The 18,562-nt window shown below is 72.4% G+C and carries 17 protein-coding genes; 11 read left to right on the forward strand and 6 right to left on the reverse strand.

Annotated elements, in window-relative coordinates:
* Window positions 1–81: 81 nt before the first annotated feature.
* Genes L3i22_RS22815 through L3i22_RS22825 form a run of 3 tightly spaced genes read left to right on the forward strand, consistent with a single transcriptional unit; the run spans window position 82 to window position 4,313 of the window.
* Window positions 82–3,210: an AAA family ATPase gene (locus tag L3i22_RS22815; protein ID WP_221328983.1), complete on the forward strand. Its 3,129-nt coding sequence runs from the start codon at window positions 82–84 to the stop codon at window positions 3,208–3,210.
* A 22-nt stretch (window positions 3,211–3,232) separates the two neighbouring features.
* On the forward strand, window positions 3,233–3,655 hold the full coding sequence (locus L3i22_RS22820; protein WP_221328984.1) for a DUF6153 family protein: 423 nt from the start codon (window positions 3,233–3,235) through the stop codon (window positions 3,653–3,655).
* 46 nt (window positions 3,656–3,701) lie between these two features.
* The gene (locus tag L3i22_RS22825; RefSeq protein WP_255658504.1) at window positions 3,702–4,313 is read left to right on the forward strand and encodes a DUF305 domain-containing protein; all 612 of its coding nucleotides are present in this window, start codon (window positions 3,702–3,704) and stop codon (window positions 4,311–4,313) included.
* Window positions 4,314–4,367: 54 nt separating this feature from the next.
* On the opposite strand, the gene mctP is transcribed toward L3i22_RS22825, so the two are convergent.
* Both mctP and L3i22_RS22835 read right to left on the reverse strand, forming a co-directional pair.
* Window positions 4,368–5,984 carry a monocarboxylate uptake permease MctP gene (gene mctP, locus L3i22_RS22830; protein ID WP_221328985.1) on the reverse strand — a complete coding sequence of 539 codons (1,617 nt, stop codon included), beginning with the start codon at window positions 5,982–5,984 and terminating at the stop codon, window positions 4,368–4,370.
* Entirely contained in the window at window positions 5,984–6,196 is a 213-nt protein-coding gene (locus tag L3i22_RS22835; RefSeq protein WP_221328986.1) for a DUF3311 domain-containing protein, read from the reverse strand. Before L3i22_RS22835 ends, mctP begins: the two co-directional genes overlap by 1 nt.
* Before the next feature lie 193 nt (window positions 6,197–6,389).
* Here L3i22_RS22835 and L3i22_RS22840 point away from each other — a divergent pair, with 193 nt between their 5' ends.
* Window positions 6,390–9,251 carry a BTAD domain-containing putative transcriptional regulator gene (locus L3i22_RS22840; RefSeq protein WP_255658505.1) on the forward strand — a complete coding sequence of 954 codons (2,862 nt, stop codon included), beginning with the start codon at window positions 6,390–6,392 and terminating at the stop codon, window positions 9,249–9,251.
* Between the two features lie 297 nt (window positions 9,252–9,548).
* Here L3i22_RS22840 and L3i22_RS22845 read toward each other — a convergent pair whose 3' ends face one another.
* The gene (locus L3i22_RS22845) at window positions 9,549–10,427 is read right to left on the reverse strand and encodes an RNA polymerase sigma factor (RefSeq protein ID WP_221328987.1); all 879 of its coding nucleotides are present in this window, start codon (window positions 10,425–10,427) and stop codon (window positions 9,549–9,551) included.
* A gap of 35 nt (window positions 10,428–10,462) precedes the next feature.
* Between L3i22_RS22845 and L3i22_RS22850 the strand changes: the two genes are divergently transcribed.
* The 4 genes from L3i22_RS22850 (at window position 10,463) to L3i22_RS53645 (ending at window position 14,826) form a co-directional block, all read left to right on the forward strand.
* The gene (locus L3i22_RS22850) at window positions 10,463–11,293 is read left to right on the forward strand and encodes a GNAT family N-acetyltransferase (protein WP_221328988.1); all 831 of its coding nucleotides are present in this window, start codon (window positions 10,463–10,465) and stop codon (window positions 11,291–11,293) included.
* Between the two features lie 4 nt (window positions 11,294–11,297).
* Window positions 11,298–12,311, forward strand: coding sequence for a ketol-acid reductoisomerase (gene ilvC, locus L3i22_RS22855; RefSeq protein WP_221328989.1), 1,014 nt, complete (start codon window positions 11,298–11,300; stop codon window positions 12,309–12,311).
* Between the two features lie 133 nt (window positions 12,312–12,444).
* The gene (locus L3i22_RS22860; protein WP_255658506.1) at window positions 12,445–13,224 is read left to right on the forward strand and encodes an alpha/beta hydrolase; all 780 of its coding nucleotides are present in this window, start codon (window positions 12,445–12,447) and stop codon (window positions 13,222–13,224) included.
* A 24-nt stretch (window positions 13,225–13,248) separates the two neighbouring features.
* Window positions 13,249–14,826 (forward strand): alpha/beta fold hydrolase, encoded by a 1,578-nt coding sequence (locus L3i22_RS53645; RefSeq protein WP_255658507.1) that lies wholly within the window; start codon window positions 13,249–13,251, stop codon window positions 14,824–14,826.
* Here L3i22_RS53645 and L3i22_RS53650 read toward each other — a convergent pair.
* The 3 genes from L3i22_RS53650 to L3i22_RS22880 all read right to left on the reverse strand — a co-directional run bounded on the left by L3i22_RS53650 (window position 14,810) and on the right by L3i22_RS22880 (window position 15,852).
* Window positions 14,810–15,187, reverse strand: a complete 378-nt coding sequence (locus L3i22_RS53650; RefSeq protein WP_255658509.1) for a DapH/DapD/GlmU-related protein — start codon at window positions 15,185–15,187, stop codon at window positions 14,810–14,812. The genes L3i22_RS53645 and L3i22_RS53650 overlap by 17 nt on opposite strands.
* Window positions 15,174–15,416, reverse strand: coding sequence for a maltose acetyltransferase domain-containing protein (locus L3i22_RS53655; protein ID WP_255658705.1), 243 nt, complete (start codon window positions 15,414–15,416; stop codon window positions 15,174–15,176). Before L3i22_RS53655 ends, L3i22_RS53650 begins: the two co-directional genes overlap by 14 nt.
* 76 nt (window positions 15,417–15,492) lie before the next feature.
* Window positions 15,493–15,852, reverse strand: coding sequence for a hypothetical protein (locus L3i22_RS22880; protein ID WP_221328991.1), 360 nt, complete (start codon window positions 15,850–15,852; stop codon window positions 15,493–15,495).
* A gap of 291 nt (window positions 15,853–16,143) precedes the next feature.
* On the opposite strand from L3i22_RS22880, the gene L3i22_RS22885 reads away from it, so the two are divergent.
* The 3 genes from L3i22_RS22885 (at window position 16,144) to L3i22_RS22895 (ending at window position 18,533) form a co-directional block, all read left to right on the forward strand.
* Window positions 16,144–16,851, forward strand: a complete 708-nt coding sequence (locus L3i22_RS22885; protein ID WP_221328992.1) for a tyrosine-protein phosphatase — start codon at window positions 16,144–16,146, stop codon at window positions 16,849–16,851.
* A gap of 114 nt (window positions 16,852–16,965) precedes the next feature.
* The gene (locus tag L3i22_RS22890) at window positions 16,966–17,208 is read left to right on the forward strand and encodes a DUF2283 domain-containing protein (protein WP_221328993.1); all 243 of its coding nucleotides are present in this window, start codon (window positions 16,966–16,968) and stop codon (window positions 17,206–17,208) included.
* Window positions 17,209–17,642: 434 nt separating this feature from the next.
* Window positions 17,643–18,533, forward strand: a complete 891-nt coding sequence (locus tag L3i22_RS22895; RefSeq protein WP_255658511.1) for a carbon-nitrogen hydrolase family protein — start codon at window positions 17,643–17,645, stop codon at window positions 18,531–18,533.
* The last annotated feature ends 29 nt before the right edge of the window (window positions 18,534–18,562 follow it).

Raw genomic sequence — 18,562 nt, forward strand, 5'->3', positions numbered from 1 at the left:
CTGTAATATTAAGATTCAGACCATGTGACGGTGAGGCGGTACACTCCGCACCGTCCGTGCAGATCCGGGGGTGGAACGACGGTGGGTTCGCCGCGACTGCAGATCCTCGGCCCGTTGCGGATCTGGCGGGATGACGCCGAGGTCGATCCCGGGCCCCGCCAGCAGGTGTTCCTGCTGAGCGTGCTGCTCGCGCGCGCCGGGCAGCCGGTCAGCGTGCACGAGCTGGTCGACCTGCTCTGGTCCGAGGACGCCCCGACCAGCGCGGTCAACGTCATCCAGAAGCACATCGGCACCCTGCGGCGGCTGCTCGAGCCGTGGCTGCCGGCCCGCGAGCCGGGCTCCTACCTGCGCCTGCACGGCAACGGCTACCTGTTCGTCGCGGACCGCGAGGTGCTGGACCTCGTCGAGTTCCGGGCCCTGGTGGCCCGGGCCGAGGCCGGGCCGGGCGGCGAGGCCGCGCTCGACGACTACGCGCGGGCGCTCGCGCTGTGGAACGGCCCGGCCGGTGGCGCCGCCGCCGACGGGCCGGCCCGGCCGATCCTCGCCGCGCTCGACGAGGAGTTCTTCGCCGCCTGCACGGCCGCCGCCGGCCTCGCGGTCGCGCTCGGCCGGCCGCAGCCGGTGCTGCGGCCGCTGCGCCTGGCCGCCTCGATGGCGCCGCTGCACGAGCTGGTGCAGGCGAGCCTGATCACCGCGCTGGGCGCGGCCGGGCAGCAGGCCGAGGCGCTCGCCCTGGCCGCCCGGGTCCGCGACCGGCTCGCCGACGAGCTCGGCATCGATCCCGGTCCGGCGCTGCGGGCCGCCCACCAGCAGGTCCAGGGCGGCCCACCGGCCACCGACACCGGCGATCACCTGCCGCCCGCCGGCCCCGCCGCGAGCGGCCTGGTCGGCCGGGCCGAGGAACTGGCCGTGCTGCGCCGCGCGGTGGAGCAGGCCCGGACCGGCGGCGCCGGGCTGGTCGTGGTCGAGGGCGAGCCCGGGGTCGGCAAGACCCGGCTGCTCGAGGAGGCGGCCGCCGAGGCCGGCCGGGGCGGCACACTCGTGGTCTGGGGCCACTGCCTGGAGGGCGCCGGAACCCCGTCGATGTGGCCGTGGGTCGAGGCGGTCGGCACGATCCTGGACAGCCTGCCCGAACCGGCCCGCCGGCAGTGGCTCGACGGCGACCTGGGCCGGCTCGTCGCGCCCGGCCCGACCGCGCTCGACGCGCCGCTGCAGCCGGACAACGGCACCCAGTTCCGCCTCTTCGAACGGGTGGTGGACGCGGTCGCGCAGGCCGCGGCCCAGCACCGGCTGATGCTGATCGTCGACGACCTGCAGTGGGCCGACCTCGGCTCGCTGCAGCTGTTCGGGCATCTGGCGGCGCGGCTGCCGGCCGGGGTCACGCTGGTCGGCGCGATGCGCACGCACGCGCCGCTGCCCGGTTCGCAGCTGACCCGGATGCTCGCCGGGGCCAGCCGGGCGCCCGGGCACCGCCGCGTCCCGCTCGGCCCGCTCGGCGAGGACGAGGTCGCCGAACTGGTGCGCCGGGAGATCGGTCAGGCGCCGGCGCCCGGGGTCGGCCGCGGCATCCGGGCCCGTACCGGCGGCAACCCGTTCTTCGTCCGGGAGCTGGCCCGGCTGCTGACCGCCGACGGCGGCGCCCTCACCGAGCAGTTCGCGGCCCGGGCCGGGGTGCCGGCCACCGTCCGCGACGTGGTCCGCGACCGGATGGCCGGGCTCGACGACACCACCCGCGGGCTGCTGCAGATCGCGGCGCTGGTCGGCCGGGAGGTCGAGGTCGGCCTGCTGGCCCGGGTCGCCGAGGTGGACGTGCCGGCCTGCCTGCGCGCCCTGGAACCGGTGGAGGCGCTCGGACTGCTCGGCCCGATCCCGGGCAACCCGTTCGCGCTGCGCTTCGCCCACGACCTGATCCGCGAGTCGGTCGCCGACACCACCCCGCGGCGGCGGGCGCCCCGGCTGCACCTGCGCGTCGCGGACGCGCTGAGCCTGGGCGACCCGGGCGGCGAGGACACCGTCGAGCGGCTCGCGCACCACCTGTGGGCGGCCGGCCCGCTGGCCGACCCGGCCCGGACCGCGACGGCGCTGGCCCGCGCCGGCCGGCGGGCGGCGGTCAAGGCCGCCTGGGACGCCGCCGAACGGCACCTGCGGGCGGCGGCGAAGGTGGCCCGCGCGGCGAACCTGGCCGAACTGGAACTGGCCGCGCTCTCGCAGCTGACCATGGTGCTCGGGATGCAGACCGGCTACGTCGGCTCCCCGCTCGACCTGTTGGAACGCTCCGAGGAGCTGGCCCGCGGCCTGGGCCGCGAGCTGGAGGCGACCAGTTTCCTGTTCACCCGCTGGACCGGCTGCTCGCAAGGCCTGCAGATCGAGCCGAGCGGGCGGCTGGCCCGCCGGCTGCGCGAGCGCGGCGAGGCGTCCGCCGATCCGGTCGTGCGCGGCTACGGCTGGCTGGCCTGGGGCATGCACCAGTGGGAGACCGGCCACATCGGCGAGGGGCTGCGGTTCCTGACCATGTCGGTGGCCGCGACCGCCGAGGGGTCGGTGCGGGAGGCGGACGTGCCGCTGGTGCGGGACCTCAAGCTGCTCTCGGCCGGGATCCTCGGGCTGATCACCGCGCTGCACGGGGATGTCGCCGGGGCCCGCAAACTGCTCGACGCGATGGAGGCCGACGCGGGCGGGGATCCGTACGCGATCACGTTCTGGGCCACGTTCTCGGCGATCACCGCGATGCTGTGCGGGGATCCGCAGTGGGCGCTGCGCGCGGCCGAGCGGGGGATCGCGGTCGACCCGGAGTTGTCGTTCGAGTTCCTCGGCACGTACCAGCGGCTGGCCCGCTGGTGGGCCCGGGCGGTCACCGGGCAGGACCCGGCCGGCGCCGCGGTGGAGCTGGAGCGGCTGATCACCACCGGGCTGCTGGACCCGCCGCGCTCGTGCATCGTGACCTGGTACGGGGCGCTCGCCGAGGTCCGGATGACGATCGGGGCCCTGGACGGGGCGCAGGCCGCCCTGGAGCAGGCCGAGCAGAGCCTGGACCGGTACGGGCAGCGCTACGCCGAGGGCCTGATCCTGCTGCTGCGGGCGCGGCTCGCGCAGGCGCACGGGGAGCCCGACGGCGTGGTCCGGGCCGCCACCGAGCGGACCCGGCAGCTGGCGGCCCGCACGGACGCGCACCTGTTCGCCGGGGCCCGCGCGCCGGTCACCGGCGGGTGAGCGCCGCGCTATCGTGGTCGCCGTGATCGGGACAGCCGCGGCGACGATCGGGCGTAACGCCCGGACCGTGCTGCTGCTGTGCACCGTGTTCGGCCTGGCGATGATGCACACCCTGGGGCACGCCGGCGTCCGCGCCGAGCACTCCGGCAGCCCGGCGATGACCACTGCCGTGACGTCCTTCGTCGCCGCCCCGGCGACCGAGGCCTGCCCCGACGATCACTGCGCCGGCCATCACGACCACGAACAGATGAGCATGTGGAGCGTGTGCCTGGCCGTCCTGGGCGGGCTGGCCGTCGTCGTGCTGCTGGCGATGGCGTTGCTGGCCGCCGCCCGCGCCGGCGGCCGTCCGCAAAGTGCCACGGCCATCCGGCGTCCGGCCACCCGGGCACCCCCGGCCGGCGGGGCCGGACTCGTCCTCGCTTCGACAGCGGTGCTGCGCATATAGGAGCCCTCGTCCCGGAGAGCTTGCGCACACCCGTTTCTGTCGAAAGGTGAAATCGTTGTTTTTCTCCACCCGGCGCGGCCTGCTGGCCTGCGCCGCTGCCTGCGCCATGCTGGTGGTGTCCGCCTGCGGCGGCACCGCCCCGGCACCCACCGCCGGCCCGGCCGCGGCCGGGGCCTCGGCGACCGCGACGTTCAACGCCGCCGACGTCGCCTTCGCCCAGCAGATGATCCCGCACCATGAGTCGGCCATCGCCATGGCCAAGATGGCCACCGGCCACGTCGGCGACCCCCGGGTGGCCGCGCTCGCCGGCAGGATCCAGGCGGCGCAGCAACCCGAGATCGACACCATGAACCGATGGCTGACCGCCTGGAAGATGCCCGTGCCGAGCCCGAGCGGCGACGCGATGGAGGGCATGGAGCACGGCGAGATGGCCGGCGTCGACGAGCTGGACATGACCGCGCTGATGAACGCCAAGGGCACCCCGTGGGACAAGGAGTTCCTGGCGGTGATGGTCAAACACCACCAGGGCGCCCTGATCATGGCCCAGCAGGAGATCGCCGCCGGCGTCAACCCGGACGCCAAGGCGCTCGCCCAGCGGATCGTCACCGATCAGCAGGCACAGATCACCGAGATGAAGCAGATCCGCGCCGGCCTGTAGACGCGGTGTCGGGCAAGGGGCGGCGCTCGGCCGCCCCTTGCCCGACCCGGACCGTCAGACCGCGACGGGCACGGCGGGCTCGGCCGCGGGCTCCGGGGACCGGTCGGCGGTGTAGTCCTCCGGCACGGTGTCGTCGCCGTCGTCGCGGATCTTCGCCGCCCGCAGCGCCAGCGTCACCAGGGTCGCCACCAGCAGGTTGACGGCGACCGCGAGGAAGCCGACGTACAGCGTGCGCGGCGAGTCCAGGCCCAGCTTGGACAGCGCGATCGCGGAGCCGCCGAAGTGCGCGTGGTGGGTCGCCGGGTTGGGGATCAGATACAGCATCCACAGCCCGGCGGTCATCCCGGCCGCCCAGCCGGCGATCAGCGCACCCTTGTGGAACCACCGGGTGTACAGCCCGATGCCCACCGACGGCAGCGTCTGCAGGATGATGACGCCGCCGATCAGCTGCAGGTCGATGGCGAACTGCGGGCTGATCGCGACCACGAACAGCAGCGCGCCGAACTTCACCAGCAGCGAGACGATCTTCGAGACCTTGGCCTCGCGGGCCGGGGTCGCCGAGCGGTCGAAGAACTCGGTCCAGATGTTGCGGGTGAACAGGTTCGCCGCCGCGATCGACATGATCGCCGCGGGGACCAGGGCGCCGATGCCGATGGCGGCGAACGCGACCCCGGCGAACCACTGCGGGAACAGCCCGTCGAACAACGCCGGCACGATGGTGTTGTTGTCGTTGAGCACCGGCGTGGTGTGCGCGGCGATCGCGCCGTAGCCGAGCAGCGCGATCAGGCCCAGCGCCAGCGAGTACGCCGGCAGCGCCGCCATGTTGCGCTTGATCACCCCGCGGTCGCGGCTGGCCAGCACCCCGGTCGCGGTGTGCGGGTAGAGGAACAGCGCCAGCGCCGAGCCCAGCGCCAGCGTGACGTAGTTGAGCTGGTTGTTGGCGTTGAGCAGGATCCCGTCGTTCGGGGCCGGGCTGGCCTCGAACTTGGCCGCCGCCGCGTCGAAGATGTGCCCCCAGCCGCCGAGCTTGATCGGCAGGTAGATCACCGCGGCGATGATCACCAGGTAGATCAGGCTGTCCTTGACGAACGCGATCAGCGCCGGCGCGCGCAGCCCGCTGGAGTAGGTGTAGGCGGCCAGGATGGCGAACGCGATCAGGATCGGCAGGTGCCGGCCGAAGCCGCTCGCCCCGACCAGGCCCATCGTCTTGAGCGCCGCCTCGATCCCGACCAGCTGCAGGGCGATGTACGGCATCGTCGCCACGATCCCGGTGACCGCCACGACCAGCGCCAGCGCGGGCGACCGGTAGCGCTTGCGCACGAAGTCGGCTGGCGTGACCAGCCCGTGCCGGTAGGACACCGACCAGAGCCGCACCAGCGCGACCATCACCAGCGGATAGACCAGCACCGTGTACGGCACGGCGTAGAACCCGGTCGCCCCGGCCGCGAACAGCAGCGCGGGCACCGCGACGAACGTGTACGCGGTGTAGATGTCCCCGCCGAGCAGGAACCAGGTGGTCCAGCCGCCGAACCTGCGCCCGCCCAGCCCCCACTCGTCGAGGTGGTCGAGGGTGCCGGTGCGCCGCCACCGGGAGGCGGCGAACCCGAGCGCGCTGACGCCGAGGAACAGCACGGCGAACACGATGATCTGGGTCAGATGATCACGCCACATCAGCGGTCACCGCCGCGCTCGGTGCGCCGGTACACGACGGTGGTGACGAGCACGACGACGCCGACGTAGGCCAGTTGCAGCCAGTAGAACAGCGGGAAGCCGCCCAGTCGCGGCTCGTCGGTGTTGAACAGCAACGTCAGCAGCGGCAGGACGATCGGAATCACCAGCAGCCAGTGCCACGGGCTGCGCCCGGTTCGATTGCGAGTTGTCATGCCCTGCAAGAGTGCGCCGGCACTCCGGAAGTTCGACCCGTTTCGCGGTACGCCGTGTGAGCTGTATCAATTCGTCCGGTAGGCGACAATAACTGTAAAGATCATTGGAAGTATCCGGTTCAGTCGATCTTCAGTGGTCCTCCACTGGCCCTGACTAGCTTCAGGGGCTGCTTCGTGGGGGAGAGGGATTTGATTGACCGATCAGAATGCGTTGCGCCTGCAGATCATGGGCCCGTTGCGGGTCTGGCGGGGTGACCTGGAGATCGACGCCGGCCCGCGCCAGCAGCGCTGCCTGCTGGCGCTGCTCGCCGCCCAGGAGGGCCGGCCGATCAGCATGGCCGACCTGGTCGACCTGATCTGGGAGCAGGCCCCGCCGGCCAGCGCCGTCAACGTCGTGCACAAGTACATCGGCGCCCTGCGCCGGCTGCTCGAACCCGGCCTGCTGCTGCGCTCGGCCGGGTCGTACCTGACCCGGCACGACAGCGGATACCGCTTCACCGCCGGGCCGCAGACGCTCGACCTGGTGGCGTTCCGCCGGCTGGTGCGTGGGGCGAAGGAGGCGGCCGGGCAGAACCGGCTGCCGGCGGCGCTCGACGACTACGTGGCGGCGCTGCGGCTGTGCCAGGGCCCGGCCGGCGACACCCTGGCCGACACCACCGGGGCCACCGCGACGTTCGCCGGCATCGACGGCGAGTTCTACGACGCGGCGGTGGCCGCCGCCGCGATCAGCGCCCGGACCGGGGCGCCGGCGCGGGTGCTGCCGGCGCTGCGGCTGGCCGCCCGGATGAGCCGGCTGCACGAGCCGGTGCACGCCGCCCTGATGACCGCGCTGGCCGCGGCCGGGCACCAGGCCGAGGCCCTGGACGTCTACCGCAACCTGCGCGAACGTCTGGTCGACGAACTCGGCATCGATCCGGGCCGCGACCTGCAGGAGGCCCACCAGCGGGTGCTGACCCAGGCCGCGCCGCCCGCCGCCGAGCCGGCCGCCGTGGTGGCCGCCGCGCCGCTGTTGCGCCCGGCGCAGCTGCCGCCGGACCAGCCGATGTTCGTCGGCCGCGAGTACGAGCTGCGCGTCCTGCACGACCTGCTGCTGAGCATGCGCGACACCGGCCGGACCAGCCCGATGGTGGTCGGCGTCGACGGGATGGGCGGGGTCGGCAAGTCGACGATCGTCGCGCACTTCGCCCACCAGGTCGCCGGTGACTTCACCGACGGGCAGCTCTACCTGGACCTGCGCGGCAACGAGGGCGAGGACGGCGGGGTCCCGGTCGGCGACGCGCTGCGCTCGCTGCTGTACGCGCTGGGCCTGCGCGCCGGGGACGTCCCGGACACCTTCGACGCGCTGGTCGGCACGTACCGCAGCCTGACCGCCGGCAAGCGGATCCTGGTCCTGCTCGACGACGTGCGCGACGCCGCGCAGGCCCGCCCGCTGCTGCCCAGCTCGGTGGAGAGCCTGGTGCTGATCACCAGCCGGCGCCCGCTGGTCGGGCTGGCCGCCTCGGACGGGGCGCGGCTGTACCGGGCGTACGTGCCGGAGCTGCCGGACGCCCGGGAGATCCTGCTGAAACGGCTGGTCGCCGCGCGCGGGCCGGGCGCCGCCGGGCTCGAACCGGGCGCCCTCGACGAGATCATCGAGCTGTGCGGGCGGCTGCCGCTGGCCCTGGCGATCCTGGCCGCCCGGCTGTGCGTACGGCCGAATCTGTCCCTGACGACGGTCGCCGCCGAACTACGTGACGGCGCCCGGCTGGCCGCCTTCCCGGAGGGGCGCGGCGTCACCGATCCGCGCACCGCGTTCTCCTGGTCGTACCGGCAGCTGAGCCCGGACGCGGCCCGGCTGTTCCGGCTGCTGTCGGTGGCACTGACCCCGGGGATCAGCCTGGCGGCGTGCGCGAGCCTGTCCGGGCGCGACCTGGACCGGACCCGCGCCGAGCTGGAGGAGCTGGCCGGGGCGGCGCTGGTCGCCGAGGGCGACGACGGCTCCTACGCCTCGCACGTGCTGGTCCGCGCGTACGCCGAAGAACTTCTGAGCACGGCGGACCCGGCGGCCGAGCGGCGGGCCGCGACCACCCGCCTGCTGCAGTACTACCTGCACAGCAGCTTCAACGCGCAGGTGGTGCTGGCGCCGAACCGGATCCCGATCGCGCCGGAGCCGCCGGAGCCCGGTGTCGTGCCGGAGCGGCCGCTCACCTACCCGGAGTCGATCGGCTGGTTCGCCGGCCAGCGCGAGGTGCTCAAGGAGGCGGTCCGGGTGGCCGCCGACCTCGGCTACGGCATCGTGCCGTGGCAGCTGGCGATCACCATGCAGCAGTACTTCGAGTGGTTCGGCTACTTCCAGGACTGGGAGGACGTGATGCGCTTCGCGCTGCGGGCCGCCCGCGAGCAGGGCGACGTGATCGGCGAGGCGCACGTGCTGCGCAGCCTGGCCGGGGCCCGCTGGTTCTTCGACGCCAACGACGAGTCGCTGGCCCTGCTCTCGGCCGCGCTGCAGGTCTTCGTCGAGCACGGCATGCTGCTGGAACAGGCGCTCACCCAGGTCAACTTCCACTCGGTGTTCACCGTGCTCGGCGAGCACGAGCAGGCGCTGGCCCGCGCCGAGGAGGCGGTGGCGCTGTGCCGGGCGGTCGGCAACGCCACCTCCGAGGTGCGCAGCCTGGACTGCAAGGGCCGCTCGCTGGCCCGGCTCGGCCAGCACGAGGCGGCCGCCCGGGTGCTGCAGCAGGCCCTCGAGCTCAACCTGCGGGTCGGCCGCCGGCACGAGGAGGCCATGATCCGGGTCTCCATCGCGCACAACCTGGTCGACCTGGGCCGTACCGACGACGCGGTCCACCAGCTGAAACTCGGTGCCGAGGCGGCCCGCTCGGTGGGCCAGGGCCCGTATCACTTCGAGGCGTTCCGGAGCCTGGCCGAGCTGCTGATCATGACCGGCGACCTGGCCGGCGCGGGCGAGGCGTTCGACCGGGCCAGCGAGGTGCTTGAATCGTTCCAGGGCGGCGGGCCGCGGCACATGCAGGCCGGCCTGCGCGAACTCGCGCTGAAACTGTCCCGGCCGGTCTGAACCGGGCAGTGAACGATCGATCGGGTCCACGTCAAGTGCGGTTCAACAGGGCCGACCTACCGTCGAGTGGTCTCGGTCACCACTCGCGATTGGACACCCCCGATGCCCCACGACTCGAACGACCCGTCGATCGTGCCGTGCGATCCGCTGCCCTCCGACGCGGCGATCGCCGCGGCGACCTGCGCCTGCGGCCAGGATCGCCCGGACCACCCGCGCCGTGGTCCGGGCCGCGGGTGCGTGACCTGTCCGCCCGGCGAATGCCCACGACTTCGCCGTACGGCGTGGTGGTCCTGGTGATCAGTCGGCGAGCCGCACCTCGCGCACCTGACCCTCGCGTTCGTGCAGCACCCAGGTGCGCGTCGCGGTCTCCCAGACGGTGATGCCCGGCCCGGCGATCACCTCGACCGGCCGGTGCCGCAGGCCGGCCGCCCGGTCGTGGCGCAGCGTGTCGAGCACCGACGCCAGCCCGGCCGTGCGCCGGCCGTCCGGCCACCAGACGTCGGTGTCCCACGCCCAGCGCCCGCGCACCGCCCGTGGCAGCGCGCCGGCCGGGGTCGCGGCCAGCACCGCGTCCGCCTCCTGCCACCGTGCGGCGGTCAGCGCCGCGAAGTCCGCGTGCCGCTCGTCGCGCACCTGCGGCAGCACCGTGGCCAGCTGCCGGCGGCCCTCGCTGAGCCGGCTGCGGACCGTGCCGACCGGGATCCCGCACAGCGCGGCGATCCGCTGGTAGGAGTTGCAGGCCAGGAAGTAGCGCAGCATCGCGACCGGCCGGGCCGCCGGGGACAGCCGGCCGATCGCGTGCCGGATCCAGTCCCGCTCGGCGTCCCGGTCCACACCGGCGTGCGGGGCGTCGCGGTCGTCGGCGGTCAGGTCCGCGGCCACCACGTCGAGCGGGATCGGCCGGCGTACCCGCAGCTTCGACCGGCAGGTGTTGCGCACGATGGTGTGCAGCCAGGCCCGGACCGCGGCCGGGTCACGCAGCTCCCGGATGGTGGCCAGCGCGGCGATCGCCGAGTCCTGGCAGGCGTCCTCGGCGTCCGGGCCGGCGCCCAGGATCTGGTTCGCGACCGACCGCATGCCGGCGTAGTGCGCCTGGAACAGGGCGGTGAGGCTGGTCGCGTCCCCCCACTGGGCGGCGCGGACGAGCAGTTCGATCTCCGTCTCGGGCAACAGCATGGCGGCGACGCTAGAGACGCCCACTGGAGAAGTTCTTGACGCGCGGATCGAACTTCCGGCCGTCGGCGCGCATCTGGGTGAACGTGAACAATCCGAAGAGCCCCCGGCCGGACCGGCTGGCGGACGCCTGGCTCGACGCGCTCCGGCGACTGGCCGACGCGACGCCCCGGGGCCGGCGCACCGAGCGCGGTGCGGCCGGCACGATCGTGACCGGGGCCGCGATCGCCACGCTGAACGTGGCCTACACCATGACGGCCGAGCCCGACCTGGTCGCGCTCGACGGGTGCGCGGCCGAGCTGGCCCGCCTCGGCGTGCCCTGGTCGATCGTCTGCCGCGCCGACAACGCCGACGCGGTCGCCGCGACCGCCGCCCGGCACGGCCTGACCGGACGCGCCGGGATGCCGCTGATGGCCTGCGCCGCCGCCGACGCCGTGCTGGACGTGAACACCGCACAGGCCGGCCGGGTGCGACCGGCCGGCGCGGACGCCGGCGACGTCTACACCGAGGTGCTGGCCGCCGGATTCGAGGCGCCGGTGGACGCGTTCGGCACGCTGATGGGCGGGGGAGTGCTGGCCGCCCCGGGCTTCACCGGCTACCTCGCACACGTGTCCGGCGTGCCGGTGGCGACCGGCCTCGGCGTGCTCGGCGACGCGGTGATCGGCGTCTACAACATCGCCGTCGTCCCGGCCGCCCGCGGCGGCGGCCTGGGCCGGGCGATGACCGCCCGGGTGCTGGCCGACGGCTTCGCGGCCGGCGCCGACGTGGCGTACCTGAACCCGTCGGCGGCCGGCCGGCCGCTGTACGAATCGATGGGCTTCCGCGTCGTGGCGACATGGACGACGTTTTCCGCCCCTGAGGAGAGGTAAGAATTTGACCGCGAAGGTGTACTACGACGACGACGCCGATCTGGCGATCATCCAGGGCCGCCGGGTCGCGGTGATCGGCTACGGCAGCCAGGGCCACGCCCACGCGCTGTCGCTGCGGGACTCCGGCGCCGAGGTCGTCGTCGGCCTGCCGGCGGGCTCGAAGAGCCGGGCGAAGGCGCAGGAACAGGGCCTGACCGTGCAGACTCCGGCCGAGGCGTCCGCATGGGCCGACGTGATCATGGTGCTGGCGCCGGACACCGCCCAGCGCAAGATCTACACCGAGTCGATCGCGCCGAACCTGACCGCCGGCAAGGCGCTCTTCTTCGGCCACGGCCTGAACATCCGCTTCGGCCTGATCAAGGCGCCGGCCGACGTGACCGTCGCGATGGTCGCCCCGAAGGGCCCCGGCCACCTGGTCCGCCGCCAGTACGTCGACGGCAAGGGCGTGCCCTGCCTGGTCGCCGTCGAGCAGGACCCGGCCGGCGACGGGCTCGCGCTCGCCCTGTCGTACGCCAAGGCGATCGGCGGCACCCGGGCCGGCGTGATCGAGACGACGTTCACCGAGGAGACCGAGACCGACCTCTTCGGCGAGCAGGCGGTGCTGGCCGGCGGCGTGAGCGCGCTGGTGCAGACCGGCTTCGAGGTGCTCACCGAGGCCGGCTACGCGCCCGAGATCGCGTACTTCGAATGCCTTCATGAATTGAAGTTGATCGTCGACCTGATGTACGAGGGCGGCATCTCCCGGATGCGCTACAGCGTCTCGGACACCGCCGAGTTCGGCGACTACGTCTCCGGCCCGCGCGTGATCAACGCCGCGGTCAAGGCCGAGATGGTGCAGATCCTCGCCGAGATCCGCTCGGGCGAGTTCACCCGGCGGCTGATCGAGGACGACGACAACGGCCGCCCGCTGCTGACCAAGTACCGCGAGCAGGGCGCCGCGCACCCGATCGAGGTCACCGGCCGGCAACTGCGCGGCATGATGAGCTGGGTGGACCGGCCGATCACCGAGACCGCGTGAGCCCCGGGGCCGCCGGCGCCCGGCCGGCGGCCCCGCTCCAGTGATCGTTCACTCGTCCTCCAGTGGCCCCGCCTAGCTTTTCCCACTGTCGGAGCGACACGATGAGGGTGGGGGCAGGAAAATGGGCAGACCGGTGGTTTTCGTTCACGGGCTCTGGGTGCACGCGGTGTCCTGGCAGCCGTGGCAGGAACTTTTCGACAAACAGGGCTTCACGACGTACGCACCGGGCTGGCCCGGCGACGCCGAAACGGTCGACGCCACCCGGGCCGACCCGTCGGGGCAGGCCGGGGTGGGCGTGGAACAGATCACCGACGCGTACGCCGCGTTCCTGGCCGGACTCGACGAGCCGGCGATCGTCATCGGCCACTCGTTCGGCGGGCTGATCGTGGAGAAGCTGCTCGACCGTGGCCTGCCCGCGGCCGCCGTCGCGATCTCGCCGGCCCCGATCAAGGGGATCCGGGCGCTGCCGCTGAACCTGCTGCGCTCCAGCCTGCCGGTCACCTCGCGCCCGGCCAACCGGCGTAAGGCGGTCACCCTGACCGAGAAGCAGTGGGCGTTCTCGTTCGGCAACGCCCTCGACCGGGCCGAGTCGGACGAGCTCTACCGGCGGCTGAGCATCCCGGGCCCGGGGCGCCCGCTGTTCGAGGCGTCGTTCGCGAACTTCACCCCGAACGCGGCGACCACCGTCGACCCGGCCCGCGCCGGGCGCGGCCCGCTGCTGCTGATGGCCAACGGCCAGGACCACACCGTGCCCGAGGTGGTGGTGAAGGCGGCGCACCGCCTCTACGCCACTTCGCCGGCCACCACCGACCTGATCACCTACTCCGACCGCGGCCACAGCGCGCCCTTCGACCACGGCTGGCGCGCGGTCGCCGACGACACCCTGGCCTGGCTGGCCCGCCAGAGCCGCTGATCACCGCACGCAGGAGTCACCAGCATGAGCAACCTCAGCCCCGGAACCCACGCCTTCACCGCGCACGGCGTGCGGCAGGTCTACCACGTCGCCGGCGACGGGCCGGTGCTGGTCGCGCACGCCGGCGGGCCGGGCGTCGGCTGGCCCTACCTGCGCTCGCCGCGGTTGGAGCAGCACTTCACGATGGTCTACCCGGAGCCGGTCGGCACCGGGGACTCCGGACCGCTGCCGACCGGTGCGACGTACGTGGACACGTACGTCGAAATGCTCCTGTCCTTGATTGATCATCTCGGGGTGGAGAAGGCGCATCTGCTGGGGCACTCGCACGGCGGGGTGATCGGGCAGCGCTTCGCGATCCGGCACCCGGAGCGGGTCGCCGGGCTCGCGCTGTACAGCACGACCCCGGTGATCGACGCGGCGTTCTGGGCGGCCGTCGCCGCGAACGCCGCCGCCTACCCGGCCCGTCACCCGCACGTGCCGGAGGCGGCCGAGGTGGCGGCCGTGATGGCGGACCCGCAGGTGGTGCGCGGCGACGTGGCCAAGACCGCCCGGATGCGCGCCGTCCTGCCGATCTACTTCGCCGACTACTGGGGCCGGCGCGCCGAGTTCGAGCCGCTGCGCGACAGCATCCAGGTCTGGGACGTCCGGTTCGACGCGAGCGACGTCGACCACCGGCCGGAATTGGCCTCGATCCGGGCGCGGACCGTGGTGGTGACCGGCCGGCACGACTTCGCCTGCGGGCCGGACCGGGCGACGATGCTGCACGACGGCATCCCCGGCTCGCGGCTGGTGCTCCTGGAACACAGCGGCCATTTCGGACATCTCGAGGAGCCGGCCGAGTTCCTGGCCGCGGTGCTGTGGCTGCGCGACGTCAGCTTCCAGGACGCGGTGCGCACCACGTTCCGGCGCGGCGACTCCGCGGCGGTCCTGACCATGGCCGAGGCCGAAGTCGCGCGGGCCCGGGCGGCGGGGGAGCCGGCCGGGGAGGTCGAAGGGCTCTACGCGATGGCGCGGGTCGCGTTGCGCGGCGACGACCTGGTCCGGGCCGAGGACCTGGCCCGCACCGCGCTGGACGTGGCGGTGCGCTCCGGCGACCGGCGGCTCGAGGAACGGCCCCGGCACGTGCTGGCCGCGGTCGCCCGGCTGTCCGGCGACTACCCGCTGGCCCGCGAGCGGTACCTGGCGAGCATCGCGCTCAACGAGCAACTCGGGCAGGACGAGCACGTCAACGCCGAGTACTACAACCTGGCCTTCATCGAGCTGTACCTGGGCAACCTGGACCGGGCCCGGGAACTGTTCGCCGAAGGGCGCGAACGGGTGTTCCGGGCCGGGTACCGCAACTTCGTGCCGTACCTGGGGATCGCCGCCGCCGCGATGGCCGCCGCCGACGGCGACCACCCGCGGGCGGCCCGGATGATCGGATTCACCGACAGCGCGTTCGCCGCGGTCCGCCAGGTGCCCGACCCGGACGACGCGGTCGAGGTCGCCCGCGCCCGCACCGCCGCGGTCGCCGCCCTGGGCCAGGATCGCTACGCGTTCGACTACGCCGGCGGCGCCGTCCTCGACCCGGTCGCGGCGTTCGGCATCAGCTGGGGGGAGTGAGCCCGGTCCGGGACTCCAGGTCCGCGTCGGTGATCTCGCGGACCACCCGGCACGGCACCCCGACCGCGACCGTCATCGGCGGCACGTCCCGGCTCACCACGCTGCCCGCGCCGATCACCGCGCCGTAGCCGATCCGCACCCCCGGCAGCACCACCACGTTGCTGCCGATCCACACCCGGTCCTCGATCACGATCGGCTCCGAGAACCGCCGGAAATCCTCCCGCAGCGCCGGGTGGATCGGATGCCCGGTCGTGGTCAGGGTGACACTCGGCGCGATCATCACCCCGTTCCCGATCCGGATCTCCACATCGTCGACAAAGGTCAGATTGACGTTGCCGAAGAAGTCGTCACCGAGGTGCACATTTGCTGCCGAACCCGGCGTGGAACGGCGACAGCAGCACGGTCCGCGCGCCGACCGACCCGAGGATCCGCTCCAGCAGGGCCCGGCGCCGCTCGGTGTCGCCGGGCCGCACACTGTTGTACTCGAAGACCAGGTCCGCGCGCCGCAACGGATCCTGGAACGACGCCTCCGACTCGGTGTAGAGCAGCCCCTGCCGGATCCGCTCCAGCACCCCGTCCTGATCCCGCATGATCGCCACGCCTCCGGTCTACCACACCATCGGACCTTCACCCCAAGATCAAATCCGCTTTCCGGTACGGCGTGAGTCAGCTGCCGGAGGCCAGCGCGATCCCGAAGTTCTGACCCTTCTTCCGGACGATCCAGGTGCCGGACACGACGCCCAGGCGCACGGTCACCAGGGGCAGCATGGTCGTGAGGTCGGAGATGAACATCGGGAAGTGATGGCCGTCGGCGTCCCGCCAGACCAGATACTTCGCCGACCGCCCGGACCGCATCGAGTCAAGCGTCAACGTCGCGTCGAAGGCGACGTTGGGCCGCATGGTGTACGCCACCCAATGCACGTCGTCGTCCAGGTAGGAGTGGCCGCGCGGCCCCTCGACGTAGAACAGCAGGTTCCCGCGCTCGTCATACGGCACCTCGACGACGGAACTCTTCCGCGTTACCACCACTGCCTCCTGTCACTTCACCGGCTGACGCGAAGGCAGGTTAGCCGGTCCGATCTTGTCGTTCACTCGTCGGCCGCCGGTAGATTCCGCCCTTGGAACTTGACGACCTCGTGGCCTTGCTGGACTCCGAGGACGAGGGTTGCCCATGCTGACTACCGTGGCCGGGGCTTGTCGATCTGGGTGCGGAGCTGTTTGGCGAGCGGTCGTGGCGGGGCGTCGCCTGCGGTTCGCTGGGTAGGGATGCCGTGTGTGGTGCGTTCGCAGCAATGCTGCCGCGGCAGAGGGAGCGCCATGAATGTGGCTGGTGGTCGGGAGCTCGCGTGGGACGGGTGTGTCAACGTCCGTGACTTGGGCGGCCTCGGCCAGGTGCGACCCGGTGCGGTGGTCCGGATGGAAGCGCCGACCCGGTTGAGCGAGTCGGGGTGGGCGACGGCCTGGGCGCACGGGGTCCGGACCGTGGTCGATTTGCGCAATGCCGACGAGTGCCGGCCGGACGTCGCGTCGAGACCGCCGGGGATCACCACGGTGCGGGTCCCGCTGGAGCCGCTGGGTACACCGTTCTACGAGCACTGGCAGAAGATCGACGACCTGGCCTCACCGCTCTACTACCCGGCGATGCTGGCCGAGCATCCCGAGCGGGTGGTCGCCGCCACGCGGGCGATCGCCACTGCCGCCCCGGGTTGCGTGGTGTTCCACTGCGCCGGCGGCAAGGACCGTACCGGGTTGCTCGCTCTGGTGCTGCTGACGCTGGCCGCGGCGTCACCCGAGGAGATCATCGCCGACTACCTGCTGACCTACGAGCGGATGAGGCAGCGGTACGCCGAACTCGGGTTCGGTGACCAGCTCGCCGCCGTGAACGAATGCCTGGCGAGCCACGGCACCACCATCGCGGCGTCACTGACCTCGACCATCGGGTCGCTGACGATGCCCGACTTTCTCCTGGACAATGGTCTGCCCGAGGCCGACCTCGCCACCCTGCATGCCCGCTTGACAACCTGAAACGTGGGTCCTGTCGCGAGAGTGTGCGGGCCGGTCATCGGCACTTCCTGGCGACGGCATGAGCGCAAGTGCCCTGGCGGTGGATGGCCGCCCGCAGCTGGCAGAATCTTTGCCATGGTGCCGCTGAAAGTCACGTACGACGAGGTGGCAAATGCGGCTTACATCTACTTCCAGCAAGCCGGCGCCAAGGTGGCCAAGATGTATCCGTGCGATCCGATCGACGTAGCCGGCATGATCAATCTAGATTTCGATGCGACCGGCCGCCTGATCGGCATTGAAGTGCTGGACGCACGGGCAAAACTCGCGCCGGAACTCTTGGCGCAGGCCGAAGACATCACCCGGCGAACCTCGGGCTGAGGATGACGTGCCGCCCGTTTCATCAGTCCGCTTCGTCAGTCCATCGGGCGACTGACTCGCGGCAGTAAGCGCGGTCGCACACTGTCGAGGGCACTGGCTCTCGTCGGCAGATCCGGATGCCGCACGCTGATGGCGGCCTCAGCACGATGCTGCTATCGTCGCCTTCGGCGTGGCTCGCGCCCAACCTCCGGTGACCGCCCCCGACGCGCGGTCCTCGTGGAGGCAAAGGGACTTTCGTCTCGGGTCGCTGTCATCATTCGCTGGTTCCGGACGTCTTGATCGCGCGGGGGATCGACGCACGGGACAGCGGAGGACCCCAAATGACAGCCAACAGGAACTTCAAGCGTCAGGTACGCGCTCGCGCCGCCAAGACCGGCGAGTCCTACACCGCTGCGCTACGGCACCTCCTCCGCACGACTCCGCAAGGAGAACCGATGCCACGGAACACCCTGATGCGACTGTCCGTCGCCCAGCTCGCCGTCCAGCCCGATCCCGGCGACACCGCGGCGCTACGCGACTGCGGCGACCGGATCCGCCACCTCATGCGGGCGGCCCACGAGGCGGGAGCCCGGCTGCTGCACCTACCCGAGGACGCGCTGAGCTGCCCGAACAAGAGGATCATGTCGGCCACCGGACCCGAGCAGGTCGGCCCGGCCGACTGGGACCGCGCCGACTGGGCAACGCTCGCGGACGAGCTGGAAGCCATCGCGAATCTCGCCGGCGAGCTGCGGCTGTGGACGGTCCTCGGCTCGATCCACCCGCTGACCGCACCTCGCCGTCCGCACCTCAGCCTCTACGTCATCTCCGACAACGGCACCGTCGCTACCCGGTACGACGAGCGGATGCTGTCGAAGACCAAGGTCAGCTACATGTACACGCCCGGCTCGGCGCCGGTCACGTTCACCGTCGACGGCGTCCGTTTCGGCTGCGCGATGGGCATGGAAGCGACGTTCCCCGAAGTGTTCATGGAGTACGAACGACTCGACGTCGACTGCGTCCTGTTCTCCACCCACGGACCGGGCACACCCACCAACAACGGCCCGTTCGCCCTGCAAGCCCGGGCGCTCGCCGCCGCCAACAGCTACTGGGTCAGCTACGCCACCACCGCCCAGGATGCCCCGAACGCCTCTTCGGGAGTCGTCACCCCGGACGGCGAATGGCTCACCCGATGCCCGCCCGACCCGGTAGCCGCCATCGCCACCGCCGACCTCGACCTCACCACCGAGAACTACGCCCGCCCGTGGCGCCGCACCGCCAGAAGCGGCCTGTACCTCCGATACCAGGCCCCCGACGATCCCCTGAGCCACAACCGAACCCACCCCTGACGCGCCCGCCGCGACAGCTCGGCCGGTTG

It is taken from the genome of Actinoplanes sp. L3-i22 (assembly GCF_019704555.1).
Classification (GTDB): Bacteria; Actinomycetota; Actinomycetes; order Mycobacteriales; family Micromonosporaceae; genus Actinoplanes.

What these genes read in the sequence shown, in the direction of transcription:
- L3i22_RS22835 (WP_221328986.1), bottom strand. Translation starts at nt 6,196, where the DNA reads ATGACAACTCGCAATCGAACCGGGCGCAGCCCGTGGCACTGGCTGCTG.
- L3i22_RS22845 (WP_221328987.1), bottom strand. Translation starts at nt 10,427, where the DNA reads ATGCTGTTGCCCGAGACGGAGATCGAACTGCTCGTCCGCGCCGCCCAG.
- L3i22_RS22890 (WP_221328993.1), top strand. Translation starts at nt 16,966, where the DNA reads ATGGTGCCGCTGAAAGTCACGTACGACGAGGTGGCAAATGCGGCTTAC.
- L3i22_RS53645 (WP_255658507.1), top strand. Translation starts at nt 13,249, where the DNA reads ATGAGCAACCTCAGCCCCGGAACCCACGCCTTCACCGCGCACGGCGTG.
- L3i22_RS53655 (WP_255658705.1), bottom strand. Translation starts at nt 15,416, where the DNA reads ATGCGGGATCAGGACGGGGTGCTGGAGCGGATCCGGCAGGGGCTGCTC.
- L3i22_RS22895 (WP_255658511.1), top strand. Translation starts at nt 17,643, where the DNA reads ATGCCACGGAACACCCTGATGCGACTGTCCGTCGCCCAGCTCGCCGTC.
- L3i22_RS22885 (WP_221328992.1), top strand. Translation starts at nt 16,144, where the DNA reads ATGAATGTGGCTGGTGGTCGGGAGCTCGCGTGGGACGGGTGTGTCAAC.
- mctP (WP_221328985.1), bottom strand. Translation starts at nt 5,984, where the DNA reads ATGTGGCGTGATCATCTGACCCAGATCATCGTGTTCGCCGTGCTGTTC.